Source organism: Bradyrhizobium sp. BR 1433 (genome assembly GCF_051547665.1).
GTDB lineage: Bacteria > Pseudomonadota > Alphaproteobacteria > Rhizobiales > Xanthobacteraceae > Bradyrhizobium > Bradyrhizobium australafricanum.
In genome coordinates this window covers 4,959,980-4,981,665 of the sequence record NZ_JBPUGG010000001.1, presented here as the reverse complement: position 1 = coordinate 4,981,665, position 21,686 = coordinate 4,959,980, and the positions used below count along the sequence as shown (strand labels likewise).

At 65.6% G+C, this 21,686-nt stretch carries 18 protein-coding genes and 1 pseudogene; 7 read left to right on the top strand and 12 right to left on the bottom strand.

The window, feature by feature from the left end; all coding sequences use genetic code 11:
- Positions 1-102: 102 nt before the first annotated feature.
- Together ACSKB9_RS24025 and ACSKB9_RS24020 are read right to left on the bottom strand one after the other, a co-directional pair.
- Positions 103-1,452 (bottom strand): MATE family efflux transporter, encoded by a 1,350-nt coding sequence (locus ACSKB9_RS24025; RefSeq protein WP_438076218.1) that lies wholly within the window; start codon positions 1,450-1,452, stop codon positions 103-105.
- A gap of 242 nt (positions 1,453-1,694) precedes the next feature.
- Entirely contained in the window at positions 1,695-2,279 is a 585-nt protein-coding gene (locus ACSKB9_RS24020) for a DUF2239 family protein (RefSeq protein ID WP_438076216.1), read from the bottom strand.
- Between the two features lie 131 nt (positions 2,280-2,410).
- Here ACSKB9_RS24020 and ACSKB9_RS24015 point away from each other — a divergent pair, with 131 nt between their 5' ends.
- Positions 2,411-3,076: a glutathione S-transferase family protein gene (locus ACSKB9_RS24015; RefSeq protein WP_438076214.1), complete on the top strand. Its 666-nt coding sequence runs from the start codon at positions 2,411-2,413 to the stop codon at positions 3,074-3,076.
- 8 nt (positions 3,077-3,084) lie between these two features.
- On the opposite strand, the gene ACSKB9_RS24010 is transcribed toward ACSKB9_RS24015, so the two are convergent.
- Positions 3,085-3,513 (bottom strand): DUF1330 domain-containing protein, encoded by a 429-nt coding sequence (locus ACSKB9_RS24010; protein WP_438076212.1) that lies wholly within the window; start codon positions 3,511-3,513, stop codon positions 3,085-3,087.
- A gap of 103 nt (positions 3,514-3,616) precedes the next feature.
- Between ACSKB9_RS24010 and ACSKB9_RS24005 the strand changes: the two are divergent.
- Positions 3,617-3,953, top strand: a pseudogene (locus tag ACSKB9_RS24005) (GIY-YIG nuclease family protein).
- A 1-nt stretch (position 3,954) separates the two neighbouring features.
- Here ACSKB9_RS24005 and ACSKB9_RS24000 read toward each other — a convergent pair.
- The 3 genes from ACSKB9_RS24000 to ggt form a co-directional block, all read right to left on the bottom strand.
- Positions 3,955-4,830: an SDR family oxidoreductase gene (locus ACSKB9_RS24000; protein ID WP_076833615.1), complete on the bottom strand. Its 876-nt coding sequence runs from the start codon at positions 4,828-4,830 to the stop codon at positions 3,955-3,957.
- 202 nt (positions 4,831-5,032) lie between these two features.
- Positions 5,033-6,331 carry an MFS transporter gene (locus ACSKB9_RS23995; RefSeq protein ID WP_438076210.1) on the bottom strand — a complete coding sequence of 433 codons (1,299 nt, stop codon included), beginning with the start codon at positions 6,329-6,331 and terminating at the stop codon, positions 5,033-5,035.
- Positions 6,332-6,655: 324 nt separating this feature from the next.
- Positions 6,656-8,401 carry a gamma-glutamyltransferase gene (gene ggt / locus ACSKB9_RS23990; RefSeq protein ID WP_438076208.1) on the bottom strand — a complete coding sequence of 582 codons (1,746 nt, stop codon included), beginning with the start codon at positions 8,399-8,401 and terminating at the stop codon, positions 6,656-6,658.
- A 126-nt stretch (positions 8,402-8,527) separates the two neighbouring features.
- Here ggt and ACSKB9_RS23985 point away from each other — a divergent pair, with 126 nt between their 5' ends.
- On the top strand, positions 8,528-9,907 hold the full coding sequence (locus tag ACSKB9_RS23985) for an MFS transporter (protein ID WP_438080372.1): 1,380 nt from the start codon (positions 8,528-8,530) through the stop codon (positions 9,905-9,907).
- A 227-nt stretch (positions 9,908-10,134) separates the two neighbouring features.
- Here the strand turns inward: ACSKB9_RS23985 and purH are convergent, their stop codons facing one another.
- The 3 genes from purH to ACSKB9_RS23970 all read right to left on the bottom strand — a co-directional run bounded on the left by purH (position 10,135) and on the right by ACSKB9_RS23970 (position 15,199).
- A complete protein-coding gene (purH, locus tag ACSKB9_RS23980; RefSeq protein WP_253605648.1) occupies positions 10,135-11,727 on the bottom strand; it encodes a bifunctional phosphoribosylaminoimidazolecarboxamide formyltransferase/IMP cyclohydrolase in 1,593 nt (530 codons plus the stop codon).
- 232 nt (positions 11,728-11,959) lie between these two features.
- On the bottom strand, positions 11,960-13,711 hold the full coding sequence (locus ACSKB9_RS23975; RefSeq protein ID WP_438076206.1) for a heparinase II/III family protein: 1,752 nt from the start codon (positions 13,709-13,711) through the stop codon (positions 11,960-11,962).
- Between the two features lie 141 nt (positions 13,712-13,852).
- Entirely contained in the window at positions 13,853-15,199 is a 1,347-nt protein-coding gene (locus ACSKB9_RS23970; protein ID WP_438076204.1) for an RsmB/NOP family class I SAM-dependent RNA methyltransferase, read from the bottom strand.
- A gap of 175 nt (positions 15,200-15,374) precedes the next feature.
- On the opposite strand from ACSKB9_RS23970, the gene ACSKB9_RS23965 reads away from it, so the two are divergent.
- The gene (locus tag ACSKB9_RS23965; protein WP_438076202.1) at positions 15,375-15,602 is read left to right on the top strand and encodes a DUF1674 domain-containing protein; all 228 of its coding nucleotides are present in this window, start codon (positions 15,375-15,377) and stop codon (positions 15,600-15,602) included.
- Between the two features lie 139 nt (positions 15,603-15,741).
- Positions 15,742-16,239, top strand: coding sequence for a thermonuclease family protein (locus ACSKB9_RS23960; RefSeq protein WP_438076200.1), 498 nt, complete (start codon positions 15,742-15,744; stop codon positions 16,237-16,239).
- A 79-nt stretch (positions 16,240-16,318) separates the two neighbouring features.
- Here the strand turns inward: ACSKB9_RS23960 and ACSKB9_RS23955 are convergent, their stop codons facing one another.
- Positions 16,319-16,834 (bottom strand): L,D-transpeptidase, encoded by a 516-nt coding sequence (locus ACSKB9_RS23955; RefSeq protein WP_438076198.1) that lies wholly within the window; start codon positions 16,832-16,834, stop codon positions 16,319-16,321.
- Between the two features lie 186 nt (positions 16,835-17,020).
- On the opposite strand from ACSKB9_RS23955, the gene ACSKB9_RS23950 reads away from it, so the two are divergent.
- Positions 17,021-17,155 (top strand): hypothetical protein, encoded by a 135-nt coding sequence (locus ACSKB9_RS23950; protein WP_438076196.1) that lies wholly within the window; start codon positions 17,021-17,023, stop codon positions 17,153-17,155.
- 18 nt (positions 17,156-17,173) lie between these two features.
- Here the strand turns inward: ACSKB9_RS23950 and acs are convergent, their stop codons facing one another.
- Positions 17,174-19,126 carry an acetate--CoA ligase gene (acs, locus tag ACSKB9_RS23945; protein WP_057021358.1) on the bottom strand — a complete coding sequence of 651 codons (1,953 nt, stop codon included), beginning with the start codon at positions 19,124-19,126 and terminating at the stop codon, positions 17,174-17,176.
- Between the two features lie 775 nt (positions 19,127-19,901).
- On the opposite strand from acs, the gene ACSKB9_RS23940 reads away from it, so the two are divergent.
- Positions 19,902-21,080 carry a DNA topoisomerase IB gene (locus tag ACSKB9_RS23940; RefSeq protein WP_438076194.1) on the top strand — a complete coding sequence of 393 codons (1,179 nt, stop codon included), beginning with the start codon at positions 19,902-19,904 and terminating at the stop codon, positions 21,078-21,080.
- A 157-nt stretch (positions 21,081-21,237) separates the two neighbouring features.
- On the opposite strand, the gene ACSKB9_RS23935 is transcribed toward ACSKB9_RS23940, so the two are convergent.
- Complete coding sequence (locus ACSKB9_RS23935; RefSeq protein ID WP_057021328.1) at positions 21,238-21,651, bottom strand: EVE domain-containing protein; 414 nt, start codon at positions 21,649-21,651, stop codon at positions 21,238-21,240.
- Positions 21,652-21,686 lie beyond the last annotated feature (35 nt).

Genomic DNA, 21,686 nt, shown 5'->3' with positions numbered 1-21,686 from the left:
CTCCCTCGGCCTGTCTCGTTTGGGCTTGTTTAGCATGGACCTGCTGTCGCAGGCGCCATCAGTAGAATATGATAGTCATCATGTGAGCCGCGGCGCGCGATGTCAAATCAGCCGCTTAATGGTCTGCTTGCGCCATACTAGGGCGTAATAGGCCATCTGCAGCACGAACATGGTTGCAAAAGTGACGGGATAGGCGATCCAGATGCCGCTGACGCCGATGGTGCGGCTGAGCAGGATCGCGACCGGCACCTCGACCACCGCGATCGCCAGGGTCGAAAGCAACAGCGGCATCCACACCGTGCCGCCGGCGCGCATCGCGCCCGAAAACACCGTCGCCATGCCGAACAGCACCATGCTCCACAGCACGATGTACAAAAGCTGCTGCGCCAGCCCGAGCACGGCACTGTCGACGATGAAGAATCCCATCAGCGGCCGCGCGAAGAGATAGCCGAGCACGACCAGCCCGCCGGTCAGCGCGAGATTCATCTCGATCCCGGTCCGGACGATCGCACCGACCCGGGCGGAATCGCCGCGGCCTATCGCCTGCGCGCCGAAGATCGACACCGATATCGCGATCGAGATCGCCGGAAACTGCACATAGCCGATCACCTGGTTGACCGCGCCATAGGCCGCGGTGGCGTCCGAGCCGAAACCATTGACGAGGCCAAGCAGCACCAGCTCGGCAAGCGAGACGACCACCATGCCGATCGCGGTCGGAATGCCGAGCCGCAGCACGATGCGCAGCAGCGCGCCGTTCGGCCGCATCGCGCGCAGGAACGCGGCGTCGAAGGCCAGTGCATGGCGGTGCCGCAGCATATGGACATGCAGCCACAGCAGCGTGACCACGCCCGAGACCGCGGAGGCGATGGCAGCGCTGGCGACGCCGAGCATCGGCAGGCCGAACCAGCCGCGGATCAGCGCCGGCGTCACCACCAGGCCGATGGCGGTCGAAACCGTCAGCGCAACCAGCGGCGTCACGGTGTCGCCGACGCCGCGCATCATCGCCGTCAGCAGCAGGAATGCGAAGGTTATGGGCATCGTGATCATCATGATCCGCGCATAGGCCACCGCAGCGTCGAGGACGTCGGATGGCGTCGCGAGCGCGATCAGGAGCGGGCGGGCGAACAGGCCGCCTGATATCGCGATCGTCAGTGCGAGCAGCAGCGTCACGGTCATGGTGGTCCCGGCGACCGCCTTCACCCGGTCGGGCTCGCCGGCGCCCCAGGCCTGGCCGATCATAACCGAGGCGCCGGCGCTCAGGCCGATCACGAAGGAAATGAAGAAGAACATCACCGGAAAGAACACCGAGACCGCGGCGAGCGCGTCGACGCCGATCATCTGGCCGAGATAGACGCCGTTGACTGTGCCGAACAGCGACTGCAGCACGTTGCTGAGCAGCATCGGCGCGAGGAAGGCGCGGAAGGCTTTGCGCAGGGAGGGAGGGTTGGACACGTTCAACTTCCAGGAATGGCACCGAGCTTGTGCAGCTTGGTGAGTAGGTCAGATAGCACACACCGCTGTCGTCCCTGCGAAAGCAGGGGCCCATACTCCGCGGCCTTTGCTAAGGGCGCGCGGCTAGCTCGACGCGCCGCAATGCTCTTCAGTGGTTGGGTCCCTGCTCCAGTGCGCAATTGCGCACTAGGCAGGGACGACAATCCTGTTCGAGGTTATTCGTCCACACTATTCAAAATGAGTCAGTCCGCTTGATCGCTATAGGCGAGCCGGATCGCGTGATCGCGGATATCGGCCGGCCAGTCCGCGATCAGCGTCGCAAAGCGGCGCCGGTCGTGGGCGAACAGCGCGCGGATCGCATCTTCATAGTTCGGCCGATTGCCTGCCATGACAGTCATGAAGCGATAGGCGGCATCCTGCGCGCTGCGCGTGCGATCCTTGTCGCCGCTTGAGCGGCGCGCCTCGTCGACCAGCTTGCGGATCGCAACCGACGCGCCGCCCTTCTGCTGCGCCAGCCAGTCCCAATGCCGTGGCAGCAGCGTGATCTCGCGCGCGACGACGCCAAGCTTCGGACGTCCCGGGCCGCGCGGCGCGGTCGGCGTCGGCTCCTCGTCGCGCGCAGGTGCGGGCTGCGGCAGCCGCGCCAGCACGTCGTCGACCGAGCCGCGGAAATCGATATCGACCAGCGCCGAGGTGCGGCCGTTGAACACCAGGATCGCGGCGTCCTTGCATTGGTCGAGGTGTTGCTTGGCGGCGCGCGCAACCTCCGGGAGGTCGCCGGCCCCGATGCGGTGCTCGCCTTCGAAGGCGACATAGGCAGGATTCATGGTAGACCTCTCAGATTGCGCGACATACTGCCCGGATAATTCTTGGCAATCGCGGCGTGTGGATCTCGACTTTCTGGTTTCCCGCTGGCACCAAACGCCGCCCGATTGCGCTGATCTTTCAGAGGATGCCCATGCTGACGGTTCATCATCTCAACAATTCCCGCTCGCAGCGCGTGCTGTGGCTGCTCGAGGAATTGGGCGTGCCCTACGAGATCGTGCGCTACCAGCGGCAGCCCGACATGCGGGCGCCGAAGGAGCTGCGCGCGATCCATCCGCTCGGCAAGTCGCCCGTCGTCACCGACAACGGCCACACGATCGCGGAATCCGGCGCGATCCTCGAATACATCATCGCGACCTACGGCAACGGGCGCCTGATCCCGCAGGCCGATACGCCGGAGCGGCTGCGCTACACCTATTGGCTGCACTACGCCGAGGGTTCGGCGATGACGCCGCTGCTGCTGAAGCTCCTGTTCACGCTGATGCCGAAGCGCGCGCCGGCGCTGCTGCGGCCCTTGGTGCGCAAGGTATCCAACACGGCGCTGTCCACGCTGGTCAATCCGCAGCTCAAGCAGCACATGGCCTATTGGGAAGGCGAGCTCGGCAAGAGCGAATGGTTCGCCGGCAGCGAGCTTTCCGGCGCCGACATCCAGATGAGCTTTCCGCTCGAGGCCGCCGCGGCGCGCGGCGGGCTCGAGGACGGCCATCCCAAGTGTGTCGCGTTCCTGGAGCGTATTCACGCCCGCCCGGCCTATGCGCGGGCGCTGGAGAAGGGCGGGCCGTACCAGGTCGGCCGGTAAATTCGCGCTCATCGCGGCAGCTCGATCAGCGGCAGCAGCCGCGAATCCGCCAGCGCCGTGGTGCGGTGTCCGATGCCGGCGAGGTAGGCCTCCGCCACCGCGAAGGCGAGGAACGCGCCACGGCTCTTCTGCCGGATCAGCATCGCGCGGTCCCAGCGCTCGCCCTCGGGCCCGATCAGGAACGGGCCGCCTTCACCCATGAACAGAATGTCGCCGCCGCTCTTGCGCAGATGCGGGAGCGTGTGCGCGACATAGCGGTCGTAGGCCGCAGCCCCCGCGATCGGCTGTGGCGGGGCGAGCTCCGGGCTTTGCGAATAGTCGGCGATCGCGCGGAAGCGCAGCAAATTGAGCATCACCAGCTCGCCCGCGATCTCGCGCTGGGCAAAGTCGCGGCCGGCGTTCCAGGTCGGCTCGAGATAGCAGGCGGCGGTGTCCATGTCGGTTGTCCCATCGAGGGTTGACGGCACTTTTTACCCGGGCATAATTGCTTTGTCAATAATACCCGGATATAAATAGCCCGACAGAACGACAGGAGTCACCATGAAGACCGAGGACCGCAAGCAAGCCATCGCCGACTACAAGAAGCGCGCGAGCGTCGCCGGCGTGTTCGCGATCCGTTGCCGCGCGACCGGTGAGGTTTGGGTCGGGCAGGCGCTCGACCTCGACAAGATCGAGAACCGCATCTGGTTCACGCTGCGGATGGGCAGTCATCGCAACGCCGAGCTGCAGCGCGCCTGGTCGGGGCATGGCGCGGACAACCTCTCACTCGAAACGCTGGAGCGGATCGAGGACGAGGAGCTCACCTATGTGCGCGAACACGCTGCTGAAGGAGCGCGTGCAGCATTGGCGCGCGGAGCTGAATGCGTTCGCGGTGTAGCCTAGTGTGACGGTAGCGGCTGCACGGTGACGCCGGGCGGCGGCACGTCGTCGTCGGGCACGAAGAAGTCCGACATCAGCGGCACCGAGGGATCGACGCGGTAGCGCTCGAAGTCGCGGACGCCATTGGCATAGAGCACCTTGTCGTCGATGCAGAAATGCCCGGTGAATTCGCGCGACGGCCGGGTGATGATCGCGTAGGCCGCATCGCCCATGATTTCGGGCGTGCGGCTTGCACGCATCATGGCGTCGCCGCCGAGCAGGTTGCCGACCGCGGCGGTCGCGATCGTGGTGCGCGGCCACAGCGCGTTGACGGCAATGCCGGCCGATTTCAATTCGCCCGCGAGCCCGAGCACGCACATGCTCATGCCGAACTTCGCCATCGTATAGGCGGTCGAGTGCTCGAACCATTTCGTCTTCATGTCGAGCGGCGGCGACAGCATCAGGATGTGCGGATTCTCCGCCTTCTTCAGGTGCGGGATGCAGTATTTCGACACCATGAAGGTGCCGCGGGTGTTAATCCCCATCATCAGGTCGAACCGCTTCATGTCGGTCGCCTGCGAATTGGTCAGGCTGATGGCGCTGGCATTGTTGACGCAGACGTCGATGCCGCCGAACTCGGCCACGGTCTGCTCGATCGCCGCCATCACCTGCGCCTCGTCCCTGATGTCGCAGAGCACCGGCAGCGCCTTGCCGCCGGCGGCGCGGACCTCGTCGGCGGCGGTGTAGATCGTGCCCTTCAGCTTCGGATGCGGCTCGGCGGTCTTCGCCGCGATCGCGACATTGGCGCCGTCACGCGCGGCGCGCAGCGCGATCGCCAGCCCGATGCCGCGGCTCGCGCCCGAGATGAACAGCGTCTTGCCTTTGAGCGACGTCATGAGAACCTCCTGTGAGGGACGCACGAGACGATGGCTCCCTCTCCCCTTGTGGGAGAGGGCTGGGGTGAGGGGTATCTCTCCACACGGTATACTGCATGGAGAGACCGCAACCTCTCACCCGGATTGCATCTGTCGATGCAATCCGGCCTCTCCCACAGGGGGAGAGGCGAAGCGGCGCAAGTTGATAGGTCAGTGCTCAATTTCAGCCATCCGCATGCAGCACGCGGCCGCGGGTTTCCGGCAGCGCGTAGGCGGCAATGAAGAACACGCCGTAGGCCGCCACCGCGAAGATCGCGATCGCGTTGGCGAGCGTGGTCGTGGTCGACAGCGCGCCGACCAGGAACGGGAACAGCGCGCCGATGCCGCGGCCGAAATTGTAGCAGAAGCCCTGGCCGGAGCCACGCAGCCGGGTCGGATACAGTTCGGTCAGGAACGCGCCCATGCCGGAGAAATAGCCCGAGGCAAAGAAGCCGAGCGGGAAGCCCAGCACCCACAGCACCTCGTTGGACAGCGGCAGCTGGGTGTAGAGCAGCACCACCGCGATGGCGCCGATCGAGAAGATCAGGAACAGATTGCGTCGCCCGATCCGGTCGGCGAGCCAGGCGCCGACGAGATAACCGATGAAGGAGCCGATGATCAGCGTCGCGAGATAGCCGGTCGAGCCGACCACCGAGAGCTTGCGCTCGGTGGTGAGGAAGCGCGGCACCCAGAAGGTAATGGCGTAATAGCCGCCCTGCATGCCGGTGCCGACCAGGGAGGCCAGCAGCGTGGTCTTCAGGATCGGTCCGTGGAAGATCTCCCACAGCGCGGCGGGGCCGCTGCCGGAGGCCTGCGCCTGCGCCATGGTCGCGGCGGAGATTTCCGGCTCGGTGACGTAGCGGCGCAGATAGAACACGAGCAGCGCCGGCAGCGCGCCGATCACGAACATCCAGCGCCAGGCGTTCTCCGCCGGCAGCACCGAGAACAGGATCGCCTGCGCCAACACCGCGAGGCCCCAGCCGACCGCCCAGCCCGACTGCACCGAGCCGACCGCGCGCCCGCGATATTGCGGCCGGATCGCCTCACCGATCAGCACCGCGCCGGCGGCCCATTCGCCGCCGAAGCCGAGGCCGAGCAGCGCGCGGGCGACCAGCAGCTGATCGAAATTCTGCACCAATGCGCAGACCAGCGAGAAGAACGAGAACCAGATGATGGTGAGCTGCAGCGTCTTGACCCGCCCGATCCGGTCCGACAGATAGCCACCGAGCCAGCCGCCGACGGCCGAGGCCAGCAGCGTCACGGTGCCCGCGAGGCCGGCGGTGCCGGGGTCGACCTTCCAGAGCATGATGATGGTGCCGATCACCAGCGGATAGATCATGAAATCCATGCCGTCGAGCGTCCAGCCCGACGCGCAGGCCCAGAACGTGCGCCGCTCCTGCAGGTTCATGTCGCGATAGAAGGCGAGGAGGCTGGTGTCCTCGATCTCTGCGACTTCCATCGATTTGGATTCGGCCGTGCTCATGCGCGTTCCCCGGAGAAATCTTTCACCGGCTGTTTGCAATCCGCGGCCGGAGGTGCGCGGACCGCCAATCTATCGCGATGTTGCAGGCTGGGCAAAGCCGCGTTTGCAAGGCCCTTAGAATGGGATCAAGCTAGATTGAATCGGATTGGCCCGAGCACGCTCACCTCTCCCCGGCGGGGAGAGGTCGATTTGCGCAGCAAATCGGGTGAGGGGCTGCGGCTCCAACGAAAGAACGGAACCCTCACCCGGCGCTACGCGCCGATCTCTCCCAAGGGAGAGGTGAGTCCCCACCGCCGCTCCAGCTCAACCGGGTCCCATCACGTTTTAGTATCCCGCGGCTTCCGAGCCGCGCGTGCGCGGATCCGGCGCGCCGAGCAGACCGTTGGTCGTGACGAGGATCGAGTTCGCGGAGGAGTAGCCGAGCGGCTCGACCAGTTTGTGGCCCCTGGCGCGCAGATCGCCCAGCACCGCGTCGGGAAAACCGCGCTCGATCCGGACTTCGTCGGGCAGCCATTGATGGTGCATGCGGGGCGCGGCGACCGCGGCCGCGATGTCCATCCTGTAGTCGATCACGTCGACGATGATCTGCGTCACGGCGGAGATGATGCGGCTGCCGCCGGGCGAGCCCGTCACCAGCACCGGCTTGCCGTCCTTCAGCACGATGGTCGGCGACATCGACGACAGCGGACGCTTGCCGGGTCCCGGCAGATTGGCCTCGAAGCCGACTAGGCCGAAGGCATTGGAGGCGCCGGGCGCGGCGGTGAAATCGTCGAGCTCGTTGTTGAGCAGCACGCCGGTGCCGTCGGCGACGAGGCCGACGCCGTAGGGAAAGTTCAGCGTGTAGGTGTTGCTGACGGCGTTGCCGCCGGCATCGACGACCGAATAATGCGTGGTGTTGTCGCCCTCATGCGGCTGCTTCGCGTTGCGCACATCGGTCCAGGGCGTGGCGCGGGCAAGATCGATGGTCGCGCGCTGTTTGGCGGCATAGTCCTTGTCGATCAGCAATTGCGTCGGCGCGTCGACGAAGGCGGGATCGCCGAGATAGCGCGCGCGATCGGCATAGGCCCGCTTCATCGCCTCGATCATCACATGCAGCGAGGTGGACGAGCCCTGCTTCATGTCGGACATCGGAAAGCCTTCGAGGATGTTGAGGATCTCCAGCAGCACGACGCCGCCGGAGGAGGGCTGCGGCATCGAGACGATGTCGTAGCCGCGATAGCTGCCGCGGATCGGCGTGCGGATCACCGGCTGGTAGGATTTCAGATCCTCGAGCGTGAAGATGCCGCCGGCATTCTTGATGCCGTTGACGAGCTTCTCGGCGACGGCGCCTTGGTAGAAGCCGCGCGGGCCCTGTTCGGCAATATCAGACAATACGCCGGCGAGATCGCCCTGGATCAGCCGGTCGCCCTCGCGCAGCGGCGTGCCGTCGGCGTGCGAGAATGTTTTGGCCGAATTCGGCCAGCGCGACATGCGGCGATACATGTCGTTCAGCGTGTCCGATGTGTCGTCGGTGACGATGAAGCCGTCGCGCGCGAGATCGATCGCGGGCTTGAGGATCTGCGCCAGCGTGAATTTGTCGGAGCCGTATTTCTCGAGCGCCAGCGCGAGGCCCGCGACCGTGCCGGGCACGCCGATCGCGAGCGCGGAGTTGCGCGACTTGTCGGAATCGGGCTTGCCGTCGGCGTTCAGGAACATGTCGCGGGTAGCGGCCTGCGGCGCAGTCTCGCGATAGTCGATCGCGACATCCTCATTGCGCCCGGCGAGATGGATCACCATGAAACCGCCGCCGCCGATATTGCCGGCGCGCGGATAGGTCACCGCCATCGCAAAGCCGGTGGCGACCGCGGCGTCGACGGCATTGCCGCCCTGTCGCAGGATCTCGGCGCCAACTTGCGCGGCCAGCTTCTCCTGCGCCACCACCATGCCGTGTTCGGCGTGAATGCTGCGACTCGTGTCCGCGGCTGACGGTTCATAGAAGCGGCGCTGGACCTGGCCGAGGGCAGGCGTCGCGATACCAATCACCAGGAGAGCGGCAAACAGCCGTCGCGACATCGTTGCCGTCAGCGCCATCGAAATGTCCTGCCCTGTTCATCGCCGTATCAGTCAAACCGGCCCATGCTATATGGGAGCGGATTGGAGCGGCAAAAGCCTGCCTGTGGTTCGAGTTGGGGAATATCTTTCGCGATGACGGCAACAATGCAGACGGGCGCCGGTGACGCGAAGGTCACCACCAAGGTTTATCCTGGCCGCGCCGCCGTCATCAGCTGGATCTTCTTCGATTGGGCTGCGCAGCCATATTTCACGCTGATCACGACCTTCGTGTTCGCGCCTTATTTCGCGAGCTTCGTCGCGCCTGATGCCGCGAGCGGCCAGGCGCTGTGGGGCTTTGCCACCGCGGCGGCCGGACTTGCGATCGCGCTGCTGTCCCCGGTGTTAGGTGCGATCGCCGATGCCAGCGGCCGGCGCAAGCCATGGATCGCGGGCTTCGGCGCGCTGCTCGTGATCGGCGCCAGCGCGATGTGGATCGGCAAGCCCGGCAATCCCGACATCATCCCGGCGCTGCTGCTCGCCTATGCGATTGCGAGCGTCGGCGTCGAGTTCGCGACCGTGTTCAACAATGCGATGATGCCGACCCTGGTGCCGCCGGACCGGATCGGGCGACTGTCAGGCACCGGCTGGGCCACCGGCTATGTCGGGGGCATCCTGAGTCTTGTTCTCGTGCTCGGCTTCCTTGCCGCCAATGCCGAGACCGGCAAGACGCTGTTCGGCTTCACGCCGCTGTTCGGTCTCGATCCGGCCATGCATGAAGGCGACCGCATCACCGGGCCGCTGACCGGGCTTTGGTTCATCATCTTCGTGACGCCGATGTTCCTGTTCACGCCGGACTATCCGGCGAAGCGCCCGATGCGCGCGGCGCTCGGCGAAGGCCTGCGCGAGCTCAGGCAATCGTTGTCGAGCCTGCCGAAGCAGAAGTCACTGGCGCGCTTCCTGCTGGCGAACATGATCTACACCGACGGGCTGGTCTCGCTGTTTGCGTTCGGCGGCATCTATGCCGCAGGCACGTTCGGCTGGGACACGATCCGGATCGGTACCTTCGGCATCATCCTCGCGGTGGCCGGCACGTTCGGCGGCTGGATCGGTGGCAAGCTCGATGATGCATTCGGACCGAAGCGCGTGATCACCGCCAGCTTGCTGATCCTGCTGTTTGCGATCGTCGTGATCCTCACCGTGAACAAGGATTCCGTCCTGTTCATCCAGGTCGTGCCGCCGGTGCCTGGCGGTCCGTTGTTCGCGGGCGCCGCCGAGCGCGCCTACATCGTGCTGGGCTGCCTGATCGGCGCCACCGGCGCGCCGCTGCAGGCCGCCTCGCGCTCGCTCCTGATCCGCCTCGCGCCGAAGGACCGCATCGCGCAGTATTTTGGCTTGTTCGCGCTCACCGGCAAGGTGACGTCGTTCATCGGCCCGCTCCTGATCGGCGCGATCACCGCGGCGACCGCAAGCCAGAAGGCCGGCATGGCGGTGCTGGTGGCGTTCTTCGTGGCGGGACTGGCGCTATTGGCGAAGGTGCGGGAGTAAATCACCGCCGTCGTCCCGGCGAACGCCGGGACCCATACCGCGTGATCCATCGAAGGCGCGCTGGGGCTAGTTGTCCCTCACCAAGCAACATCGGTGGTTATGGGTCCCTGCTTTCGCAGGGACGACAGGTTTGTAGCCCGGATGGAGCGAAGCGCAATCCGGGGTCTTTGGTCCGCGGAGAAACCGCCCCGGATTTCGCTACGCTCCATCCGGGCTACAGGTTGTACTCAATGCCGGAAATGCCGCACGCCGGTGAACACCATGGCGATGCCGTGCTCGTCGGCGGCCTTGATCACCTCGTCGTCGCGCATCGAGCCGCCGGGCTGGATCACCGCGGTGGCGCCGGCCTCGATGCAGGCCAGCATGCCGTCGGCGAACGGGAAGAAGGCGTCGGAGGCGACCACCGAACCCTTGGTCAGGGGCTCGGCGAGCTTCAGCTCGGCCGCTGCATCCAGCGCCTTGCGCGCGGCGATCCGTGCCGAATCGACCCGGCTCATCTGGCCGGCGCCGATGCCGACGGTCGCGAGGTCCTTGGCGTAGATGATGGTGTTCGACTTCACGTGCTTGGCGACGCGGAACGCGAATTTGAGATCGCGCAGCTCGGCGTCGGTCGGCGCACGCTTGGTCGCGACCTTCAGGTTCATGTCCTCGACCACGGCATTGTCGCGGCTCTGCACCAAGAGGCCGCCGGCGACGGTCTTGGCGGTGAGGCCGACCGCGCGCGCGTTCGGCAGGCCGCCGGCGAGCAGCAGGCGCAGATTGCGCCGGCCGGCGATGATCGAGATCGCCTCCTCGGTTGCGTCGGGCGCGATGATCACCTCGGTGAAGATGCCGATGATGGCGCGCGCGGCATCCGCATCGAGCGTGCGATTGACCGCGATGATGCCGCCATAGGCCGAGGTGGAGTCGCAGGCGAGCGCGCGGGCATAGGCGGTGGCGAGATCGGGTCCCTCGGCAACGCCGCACGGATTGGCGTGCTTGACGATCACACACGCCGCGGTGCGCTGCGGATCGAACTCGCCGACGCATTCATAGGCCGCGTCGGTGTCGTTGATGTTGTTGTAGGACAGTTCCTTGCCTTGCAGCTGGCGTGCGGTCGCAACGCCCGGCCGCTTCTCCGGCGTGGCATAGAACGCCGCGGTCTGGTGCGGGTTCTCGCCATAGCGCAGCGACTGGATCAGCTTGCCGCCAAAGGCGCGGAAGTCCGGCGCCTTGGTGTCGAGCTGCACGGCAAACCAGTTCGAGATCGCGGCATCATAGGCTGCCGTGCGCGCATAGGCCTTGGCGGCGAGCCGCCGGCGCAACTGAAGCGAGGTCGCGCCCTTGTGCGCGGCGAGCTCGTCGAGCACGGCCTGATAATCGTTCGCCTCGACCACCACGGCGACGTCGTCATGGTTCTTGGCCGCGGCGCGGATCATCGCGGGACCGCCGATGTCGATGTTCTCGATGCACTCCTCGAAGCCGGCGCCTTTGTCGACGGTGGCCTCGAACGGATAGAGGTTGACGACCAGAAGATCAATCGGCGCGATGCCGTGCGAGGCCATCGCCGCGGCGTGTTCCTTGTTGTCGCGGATCGCGAGCAGTCCGCCATGGACCTTCGGATGCAGCGTCTTGACCCGGCCATCCATCATCTCCGGAAAGCCGGTGAGCTCGGAGACGTCCTTGACCTTCAGCCCGGCCGCCGCGATCGCCTTGGCGGTGCCGCCGGTCGAGACCAGCTCGACGCCATGGTCGGCCAGCGCCTTGGCGAAATCGATCAGTCCGGTCTTGTCGGAAACGGACAACAGAGCGCGGGTCACGCGGCGAAGCTGCTCGGTCATATCGGAAAATCCCTGGCTGTTAAGGCAGCCGGGTAGCATGGTTTTGTGCCGTACGAAACCGGTCTCCGAGGTTGATTCCCCGCAAATTGACGATGACCCGGTATCCATTCCGCGTCACCCTGAGGAGCGCGAAGCGCGTCTCGAAGGGTCGACGGCCCGGCCGGCGGCCGTGCATCCTTCGAGGCTCGCTCCGCTCGCACCTCAGGATGACGGGTTAGGGGACCCGCTCCCTTTACAGCGGCAGTTCCGGCTCGCGGCGGGCGTTGCGGCGCGCGTTGGTGGCGGAGGCCGAGGTCGAGGAGCGCACGAAGCTCCAGCGGATGGTGCCGGCCTGCCTCGCGTCCTGCCGGATCACGATCTGGGAGGTGCGGCGCGGGCCGTCATTGCCGGCCAGGAACACGCTGTCCTCGAGATCGACCTTGTCGTCCATCGCCTCGAAGGTCCAGACGTCGCGGTTGGGCAGCACCAGCATCACGCCGCGGGCATCCGACAGCCGGCTCGCCTTCACCGAGGGATGCAAATGGAAGCGCAGCGCGAAATCGGCCTCGCTGCCCTTGATGCGGCCGCCCGGCGCCGGCGACAGCGAATCTTCGCCCTCCAGCCGCGTGCCGTCCAGCGAGACCATCAGCACGCGGCGGTGGATCACGCCGAAGCGCGAGAGATAGCCGTCATGCGAGGCGGTCAGCACATCGCCGTCGGGAACGGCTTCGCGGTAGCTCTCGACATTGCTCGGGCCGCTGGTGATGGGCGCGCCGCGCAGCAGCCGCTTCATCGCCGACAGCTCGACGAACTGGCATGACGAGGCGTCGCGATACGTCAGCGTCGAATGCGCCGCGGTGGAGCGCGCGAACGGCCGCCAATTGTCGCGGCCTGTGCTTGGCATGCCGCAATTGACGACGATGCGGCTCACCCCGGAGGAGAGCTCGAACGACAGGCAGCCGGCATGCGCGTCCTGGCTGACGCTTGCCGGCGGCGGCGGGCCGGTATCGATGATCAAGGCGGTGTTGCCGGCATCGAGGCGCTGGAAGCCGGTATGCGGCATGCTCGCCATCGGCACGCCGCGGGTGTCGTCATAGGCGAGCAGCGTCGCGACGAGATCGGACGGCGCGGTGCTCATGCCGTTGAACAGCGCGAAGCTGCCGTCGCCGTGACGGAAGAAGCGCAGCATCGGCATCATGCGGTCGATGGCGTTGAGCAGCGCCGGCGGCGGCGCGATATTCCGTGCGGCAAAGGTCTGCCGCAGCGGCAAGAGATCGCTAAGCAGCTCGACCAGCGCGCCGGGATTGCGCGAGATGTGGCCGCCATCGGGCAGGATCTGGCGCTGCAATTCGTCGGACAGCTTGCGCGTCGCCGATTTGATGTTGCGCGCCTGGTTGGCGAGACAGAGCGAGGCGTAGCACAGCGCGATCAGCACCTGCAGGCGCGGAACGCCGTCATTGTCGAGCGTCGCGTGGCGCAGATAGCGGATCTCGCGCGCCAGCCCGCGCAGATATTTGCGGTAGAATTTTCCGTCGGTGTCGCCGAGCACCAATGGAGCCTGCGACAACAGCGAGATCACCCGCCGCGCGCGCACATCGGCGCGGCGCTCCAGCGGCCGCTTGCGCGCCTGGTTGGAGATCCAGTCGTCGACCAGCGAACGGGCGTTGGCGCGGGTCAGCGCGGTGTCGGCGGCGCGCAGGTGGCGCAGCCAGCCAAAGCCGAGCAGGGCGGCTTCCCAATCCTCCGACGGCGGCTCGAGATCGAAGATCGAGCGGCCGTGGCAGGTGACGATCTTGCCGGCGAAGACGAATCGTCCGGCATAGATCTCGGCCGCGCGGGTGGCGTCGGCGGTCCGCAGATCGTGCGGGGCGATGACCAGCCGGTCGGTGCGGCCGGGCCAGAGCCGCGACAGCGCAATCGTGCTCCCGCTGGCGCGTGCGAGCATGCTGCGGGCAAAGCGGCCAGCAATCAGCGTCGAGATGCGTCTGCTTTGAGCGACCGACACGCCTAACCTTGCGGGGAGGGAATTTTCAACGAATCCTTATTTAATCCGGAAACGCGGCCAAGACACCTGCCAAGACACCTGCCCAGGCACCCTCTTGATACCGCACGAATCACTTCGAGCTTAGAGGACTGAAGTTTAAAATCAGGATTTAACCAGCCGGGCGGCGTAAAAGCCATCCAGCCCGCCCAGCCGCGGGTCGGCGTTGGGCAAATGGCTCGGCAAAGTGCGCAGATCGCCGTCGGCGGTAATGATGTCGTCGAGGCCGGCGACCTCGCTTGTCTCGACCGGCGCACGGCGCAGGCCTGATTCGCTCGCCAGTAGCGCGGCGATCGCGTACTCGCCTTCCTCCGGCTCCAGCGAGCAGGTGCAGTAGACCAGCGTGCCGCCGGGCTTCAGCAGATTGGCGGCTCTTTGCAACAGCCGCTTCTGCAGCGCCGACAGCGCGGCGATGTCGCCTTCCTGCCGCAGCCAGGCGACGTCGGGATGGCGGCGGATGGTTCCCGTCGAGCTGCAGGGCGCATCGACCAGGATACCGTCGAAGCTTGCGGCCTCGGCGGGCCATTCGGCGGCGTCGGCAACGACGGTCTCGGCCTGCAAGGCCAGACGCGTGAGATTGTCGCGCAGCCGCGCCACACGCGCCGGCGAGCGGTCGACTGCGGTGACGTGCGCGCCGGCCAGCGCGAGCTGGGCGGTCTTGCCGCCGGGCGCGGCGCAGAGATCCGCGACCGCCTTGTCCTTGATGTCGCCGAACAGCCGCACCGGCAGCGCGGCGGCGGCGTCCTGCACCCACCACTGGCCTTCGGCAAAGCCGGGCAGCATCGTGACGGAACCCTGCAGCAGCGTGCGCACGGTTCCCGTCGGCAGCGTCTCGCCGTGCAGGCGGGCCGCCCATTGCGCCGCGTCCGACTTCACCGTCAGATCAAGCGACGGCTCGTGGCCGAGCGCAAGCGCCATGTCGCGCGCGGTAGCTTCGCCGTAGTGCGCGTTCCAGCGCGCCAGCATCCATGGCGGCAGGTCCAGGGTCTGCATGCTGATCTCGTCGATCAGGCCCTGGCCCTCGCGCGCGCAGCGGCGCAGCACGGCATTGACGAGCCCGGCATATTTCGCGGCGCGCCGGTCGGACTGCACCAGCCGCACCGAGAGATCGACCGCGGCATGGTCGGGCACGTCCATCCAGAGAATCTGTGCCGCGCCGATCAGGAGCGCGCTCTGCGCGCGCGGCGCATCGGTCGGGATGCCGCGATCGAGCAGGCGCGACAGCAGATGGCCGAGCGTGCCGAGCTTGCGCAAGATGGTCGACACCAGCCGGCGCATCAGCGCACGGTCGCGATCGGCGAGCGATTTCAGGCCGGGATGCGCGCCGGCGCCGTCGAGCTGGTCGTCGAGCGTGCGGTGCTTGTGCAGCACGCCATCGAGGATGTCGGCCGCGATGCGGCGAGCCGCGAGACCGGGGACTTCGGCAGGTACTGCAAATCTTGAAGGAGGCATGAAGCGGAGATATCTCGAAGGTGCTGAGTTACATTCGGCTCATGCCCATCAACTCCATACCACCTCTGGCATGCGAATATGCCAAATGTAAGAATCGCCTTGCGGGATTTCGTGATCGTGATGTCGTCACTGAGCCAGCACAGAGATACGGAATCCGCAGGCAGAAAGTTTTGCCATGTCTGATAAATCGCCATCGTTATCGCCGCCGGAGGCCGCGCCGCGCAAGCCGCTGACGCCGGCCGCGCAACGCGCGCTCGCCGAGGCCGCGGCGCGGCGCAGGGCTGCCGAGGAGGCGGCCGCGCAGAACGCGGCGGCGCGGCCGAAGGAGTTCCAGGGTCCGAAGGGGCCGGAACCGACGCGTTACGGCGATTGGGAGACCAAGGGCATCGCCTCGGACTTCTGAGAGCCTTGCCTGACGGCTCGACTCGCGCCAGTCTGGGAAAATGTCCCCATACGAAAGAATAAATGCTTATCGTGGGACGGGACGTCCGCCCTTTCGAAGATCACCTTGGGGCCGGCGCGTCTCGGCGGCGCTGCCATGGGTGTTCGTTCTCGGCATTGCCATCGGCAGCACGCTGCCGCTCCGGCAATGGGTGCATCTGCCGCCGCATTGGTCGCTGAGCAGGTCTCGCGACACCGACGTGATCTGGCAGCGAGCCGGCGCGCCCGACATCAGGCACAACGTTGATGTGATCAGGACGATCGACGGCGACACGTTCGAGGCGCGGGTGCATTTCTCGCCGGGCCCGGATCTGTACACGCGAGTCCGGCTGCGCGGCATCGATGCGCCGGAGCTGAAGGCGTCGTGTGCGCGCGAACTGCAGATGGCGCAAGCGGCGACGGTGGCGCTGCGTGACCTGCTCGGCCAGGGCGACGTCGCGATCTACAATGTCGGTCCCGACAAATATCAGGGCCGTGTCGTCGCCGACGTCGCGACCAGGAAGACCGACAACGTCTCGGCCGCGCTGCTCGCGGCCGGTCATGCGCGGGCCTACAATGGCGGGCACCGGTTCGGCTGGTGCGGATATTTCGCGCGCTAGGCGACAGCGTCAAACCAGGTTGGGCAAACAAAAGCCGCGCATCTGCGCGGCCTTGCTTTGGACGAGGCGCTGTGCCTGATCAGCGGGTGACGACGACCGTCGTGCCGATCTCGACGCGCGAATAGAGGTCGGTGATGTCGGTGTTGAGCATGCGGATGCAGCCGTAGGAGACGAAACCGCCGACCGAGCCCGGCACGTTGGTGCCGTGGATCGCATATTCACCGCCGGCCAGCGTCATCGCAGCGACGCCCATCGGGTTATGCGGCGAGCCGCCGGCGATCACGTTCGGGATGCTGGGCTTGTCGCGCTTGACCTCGGCGGGCGGCGACCAGGCTGGGTTGCGATATTTGCCGTCGATCTTCGTGGTGCCGGCCCACTGCTTGCCGGACTTGCCGACACCGACCGGATAACGCATCGCGTGGCCGGAATCGAGAATGAGGTAGAGCCGCCGTTCGTTGGTCTTCACTACGATGGTGCCTGGCTCATAGTTGTCGGCGTGTATTCCCACCATTTCCGGCCGGGCTTCGGCCCCCTGCGATATCAAAGCAACCGCACCAAGGGTGGCAGCCAGCGCCACCGCAAACTTCATCGACATCAACCTCTCCACTTCCCAACAGCTCCCGCAAGGAAGCCAAAAACGAAGATGCAGAGCCCTTGAAAAACCGGGCCTGCCGGTCTCACGCACGCAACATTAACTGCGTGTGTTAACCGGGTGGTTTCACACCGGCCGCGAGACACGTCCTGATGGCGGGGAGAAAAGGAAAAGTTCGGATTAAAGTAAATGACCTGGAAACAACACTTGGCCACAAACGCGCCCCAATCGCGCCATGCCTATGACAATCCCGTGAAGCGCCCGTTGCAGGAAACGGGAAGGGCCGCGGCGGTGATCGTGCGCGGCCCTTCTTTGGTCTTCTGATCCTTGCTGCTGCTGGCCTTACGCCGGCGCGCCCTTCTTGTTCTGGCGGTTCTGCACGAGGTCGTCGACCACGGCCGGATCGGCCAGGGTCGAGGTGTCGCCGAGGCTCGACGACTCGTCCTCGGCGATCTTGCGCAGGATGCGGCGCATGATCTTGCCGGAGCGCGTCTTGGGCAGGCCGGGCGCGAACTGGATCAGGTCCGGCGAGGCGATCGGCCCGATGTCCTTGCGCACCCAGGCGACCAGCTCCTTGCGCAGCGCTTCCGTCGGCTCGGTGCCCTTCATCAGTGTGACATAGGCGTAGATGCCCTGGCCCTTGATGTCGTGCGGGTAGCCGACGACAGCGGCTTCCGACACCGCCTCATGCGCGACCAGCGAGCTCTCGACTTCGGCGGTGCCCATGCGGTGGCCGGAGACGTTGATGACGTCGTCGACGCGGCCGGTGATCCAGTAGTAGCCGTCGGCATCGCGCCGGCAACCGTCGCCGGTGAAATACTTGTTCTTGTAGGTCGAGAAATAGGTCTGCTCGAACCGCGCATGGTCGCCATAGACCGTGCGCATCTGGCCTGGCCATGACCTGGTCAGGCAGAGATTGCCCGAGGTCTCGCCGTCCAGCGTCTTGCCGTCGGCATCGACGATCTCCGGCACCACGCCGAAGAACGGCCGTGTCGCCGAACCGGGCTTCAGCTTGGTCGCGCCGGGCAGCGGCGTGATCAGGATGCCGCCGGTCTCGGTCTGCCACCAGGTGTCGACGATCGGGCAGCGGTCGTCGCCGACCACGCGGTAGTACCACTCCCAGGCTTCCGGATTGATCGGCTCGCCGACCGATCCGAGCAGGCGCAGCGATTTGCGCGAGGTCTTCTTCACCGGCTCATCGCCGCCCTGCATCAGCGCGCGGATCGCGGTCGGTGCGGTGTAGAAGATGTTGACCTTGTGCTTGTCGACCACGTTCCAGAAGCGCGAATTGTCCGGATAGTTCGGCACGCCCTCGAACATCAGCGTGGTCGCGCCGTTACAGAGCGGCCCGTAGAGAATGTAGCTGTGGCCGGTGACCCAGCCGACGTCGGCGGTGCACCAATAGATGTCGCCGTCGTGATAATCGAACACGTATTGATGCGTCATTGACGCAAACACGAGGTAGCCGGCCGAGGTGTGCAGCACGCCCTTCGGCGTTCCGGTCGAGCCCGAGGTGTAGAGGATGAACAGCGGGTCCTCGGCGTGCATATGCTCGGCCGGGCATTCCGTCGTCACCATGGCGGCGGCCTCGTGATACCAGAGGTCGCGCGTCGGGTTCATGTCGATCTTGCCGCCGGTGCGCTTCACCACCACGACCCAATCGACGCCGCCGGTCTTGGCGATGGCGGCATCGACATTGGCCTTCAGCGGCACTTTCCTGCCGCCGCGCAGGCCTTCGTCGGCGGTGATCACCACCTTCGAGTCGCAGTCCTTGATGCGCTGCGCGAGGCTGTCCGGCGAGAAACCGCCGAACACCACCGAATGAATGGCGCCGATCCGCGCGCAGGCCAGCATGGCGTAGGCCGCTTCCGGAATCATCGGCAGATAGATCGTGACGCGATCGCCCTTCTTGACGTTCCGCGTGCGCAGGATATTGGCCATCTTGCAGACTTCGTCGTGCAGCTGGCGGTAGGTGATGTGCTTGGATTCGGAGGGATCGTCGCCCTCCCAGATGATCGCGGTCTGGTCGCCGCGCTTGTCGAGATGGCGGTCGATGCAGTTCCAGGCGACGTTGAGCACGCCATCCTCGAACCATTTGATCGAGATGTTGCCCGGTGCGAAGGAGACGTTCTCGACCTTGGTGAAGGGCTTGATCCAGTCGATCCGCTTGCCGTGCTCGGCCCAGAAGCCGTTCGGGTCCTTGACCGAGTGCGCGTACATCTCGCGATATTTGGCGTCATCGATATAGGCGCGCTTGGCCCAGTCGGCCGACACGTCATAGATCTTCTCGGACATCATTTTCCTCCACTCATTGCCGATCGCGCACGACGCGACGGCAAGCCGTCTTGATCATTGCCGCGATTATGCGTTGCCGCATTCCGGCCCGGCAAGGAAAAAGGACTGTCACTTTCGTCGCGTGGAAGCCGTCGGATAGTCCGCCGGCTTCCGCTTGTGATAGGACGGCTTACCGCAACGCATCGACGAGAGAAACCTATGCGCCGTCGCTTGCTCGGGGTCACTGGTCTCTTGGTCGTAGTGGTATCGTTCGCTGCGCCGTTCGCCGCCACCGCAGCGGTGCCGCGTGCGACGACGATATGCCGACGCCGAATCTGATAGACGGCTTCAGGCACAATTGAACGAATTGTCGGACGCCGCGGCGACGACCTGCGTCTGCACGTTCGCGACCTCGTGATCCCCTGGGTTGTAGGGTCAGCGGTTTGGCCCCTCGGTGGCTTCCGAAATTGGGCAAGGCTTGGCCAGAGCAGCGCACGAAAGGGCACGATCTCTGACCTGGTTGGGGCCAGTTCGGCCGTAGCTCAACACCGCAGGCTCGGTTCCCAAGGTCTCGTTCCCTGTCACTTTAGCGGGAGCCGGGCAGCCCAAAATCAACGTCAGCGGACGAATGGCACCCATGAAAGGTAATATGACACCGTCAATAACTGATTCGCGACTCGCAATGTCAGCCGTGACGCCCTAAATCGCGTTTCCGAGGCCAGACGGCCCACCGGAACGAAGCCCGAAGCAACGGCATTACCGGGAGAACAGCGGAACAAGGCGTCTTGCGAGAGTAATGATGGATCAGCAGAATATCGCGGCTGTGCGGCCCGTTTCCGCCGATCCCGCTGTCGCCTTGGCAAAGGCACTGGACCAGTGGCCGTCCAAGCCGCCGCGGGCCAGGCTGCAGGCGCCGGCAAAGCTCAAGCTCGACGCGCCCGCTGCCATCAGAACGACGGTCGAAGAACTGGCGCGCGATCTGGGCCTGCGGCTCGGCGACCAGAACGAATTGACCATCCGCCGCATCAAGCGCGGCAAGACGTATTCATTCGTTCGTGCCAATGGCTCGCGCATCCGCGATGCGCGCACCATCCGCCGGCTGCACGCGATGGCGGTCCCGCCGGCCTATCGCCAGGTGCGCTATTCCAGCGATCCGAGTTCGCATCTGCAGGCGGTCGGCCGCGATGCCGCGGGCCGGCTGCAATATCGCTATCACGCCGACTGGGAGAAGGTTCGCGAGCAGCGCAAGGCGCATCGCCTCGCCAAGCTGGTGGCCGCGCTGCCGAAGATCCGGCGCAAGGTCTCGGCGTTTCTGTCCGGCGCCGAGCCGACGCGCGAGTTCGCGCTGTCGGCGGTGATCGAGCTGATCGCGCGTACCGCGATCCGGCCCGGCAACGAATCCTATGCGCGCCTCAACGGCACCCGTGGCGCCACCACGCTCTTGAAGTCCAACGTCACGCTTGAGGACGATTCCCTGGTGCTGACCTTCAAGGCCAAGGGCGGCAAGGCCGTGCGCAAGGAATGCGATGCGGCCAAGCTGGTGCGTGCGATCGGCATCCTGCGCGGCGTCCCGGGCAAGCGCATGTTTCAGTATCACGACCGCTCCGGCGTGGTACGGGCCGCCTCGACCACGGCGGTGAACGCGTTCCTGCGCGAGATCGCCGGCATCAAGATCTCGCTGAAGGATTTCCGCACCCTGATGGCGTCGGCGGTCGTCGTGGAATCGCTGTCGCGGATCACGCCGGCCACCAGCCAGCGCGGCCGCAAGCGCCAGGTGCTGGATGCGATCCGCGCCGCCGCCGACCAGCTGTCCAACACCCCGGCGATCTGCCGCAAGAGCTATGTCCACGATACCATCGTCACCGCCTTCGAGGACGGCATCCTCGAACGCTTCGCCGCGACGATGGGAGGCTACCGCACCCAGTCCAAGCGCGAGCAATTGCTGGCGCAGGTGGTGATGGCGGCCGGGGCGTAGGTCCGCGTCCCCTATCGTCGTCCCGGCGAAAGCCGGGACCCATAACCACAGCCGCCTGTGATTAGAATTCGCTGTGGCCCCAGCTCGTTTCAGCAATCGACATTTGGGGTAATGGGTCCCGGCCTTCGCCGGGACGACAGTAGAGTTGGATGAGACATCACAGCCCGCCCATCTTGCAGACGTATTTCCACTCCTCCGCGGTCACCGGCTGCACCGAAAGCCGCGAATATTTGACCAGCGCCATGTCGGCGAGCTTCTTGTCCGCCTTGATCGCGGCCATCGTCACCGGCGTCTTCAGCGGCTTGTCGGCCTTGATGTCGACGCAGACGAACTTGCCGGTCTTGTCGGTCGGGTCGGGATAGGCTTCCTTGATGATTTCGGCGATGCCGACGATCTCCTTGCCCTCGTTGGAATGATAGAAGAACGCCTTGTCGCCCTTCTTCATGTTGACGAGATTCTGCCGTGCCGTGAAGTTGCGCACGCCGGTCCAGGCTTCGCCCTTCGCGCCCTTGGCGACCTGATGGTCCCACGACCAGACCGACGGTTCGGATTTCACCAACCAGTAATTCATCGCAACTCACCCCGTTCGATTGCGCCGCAATCTAC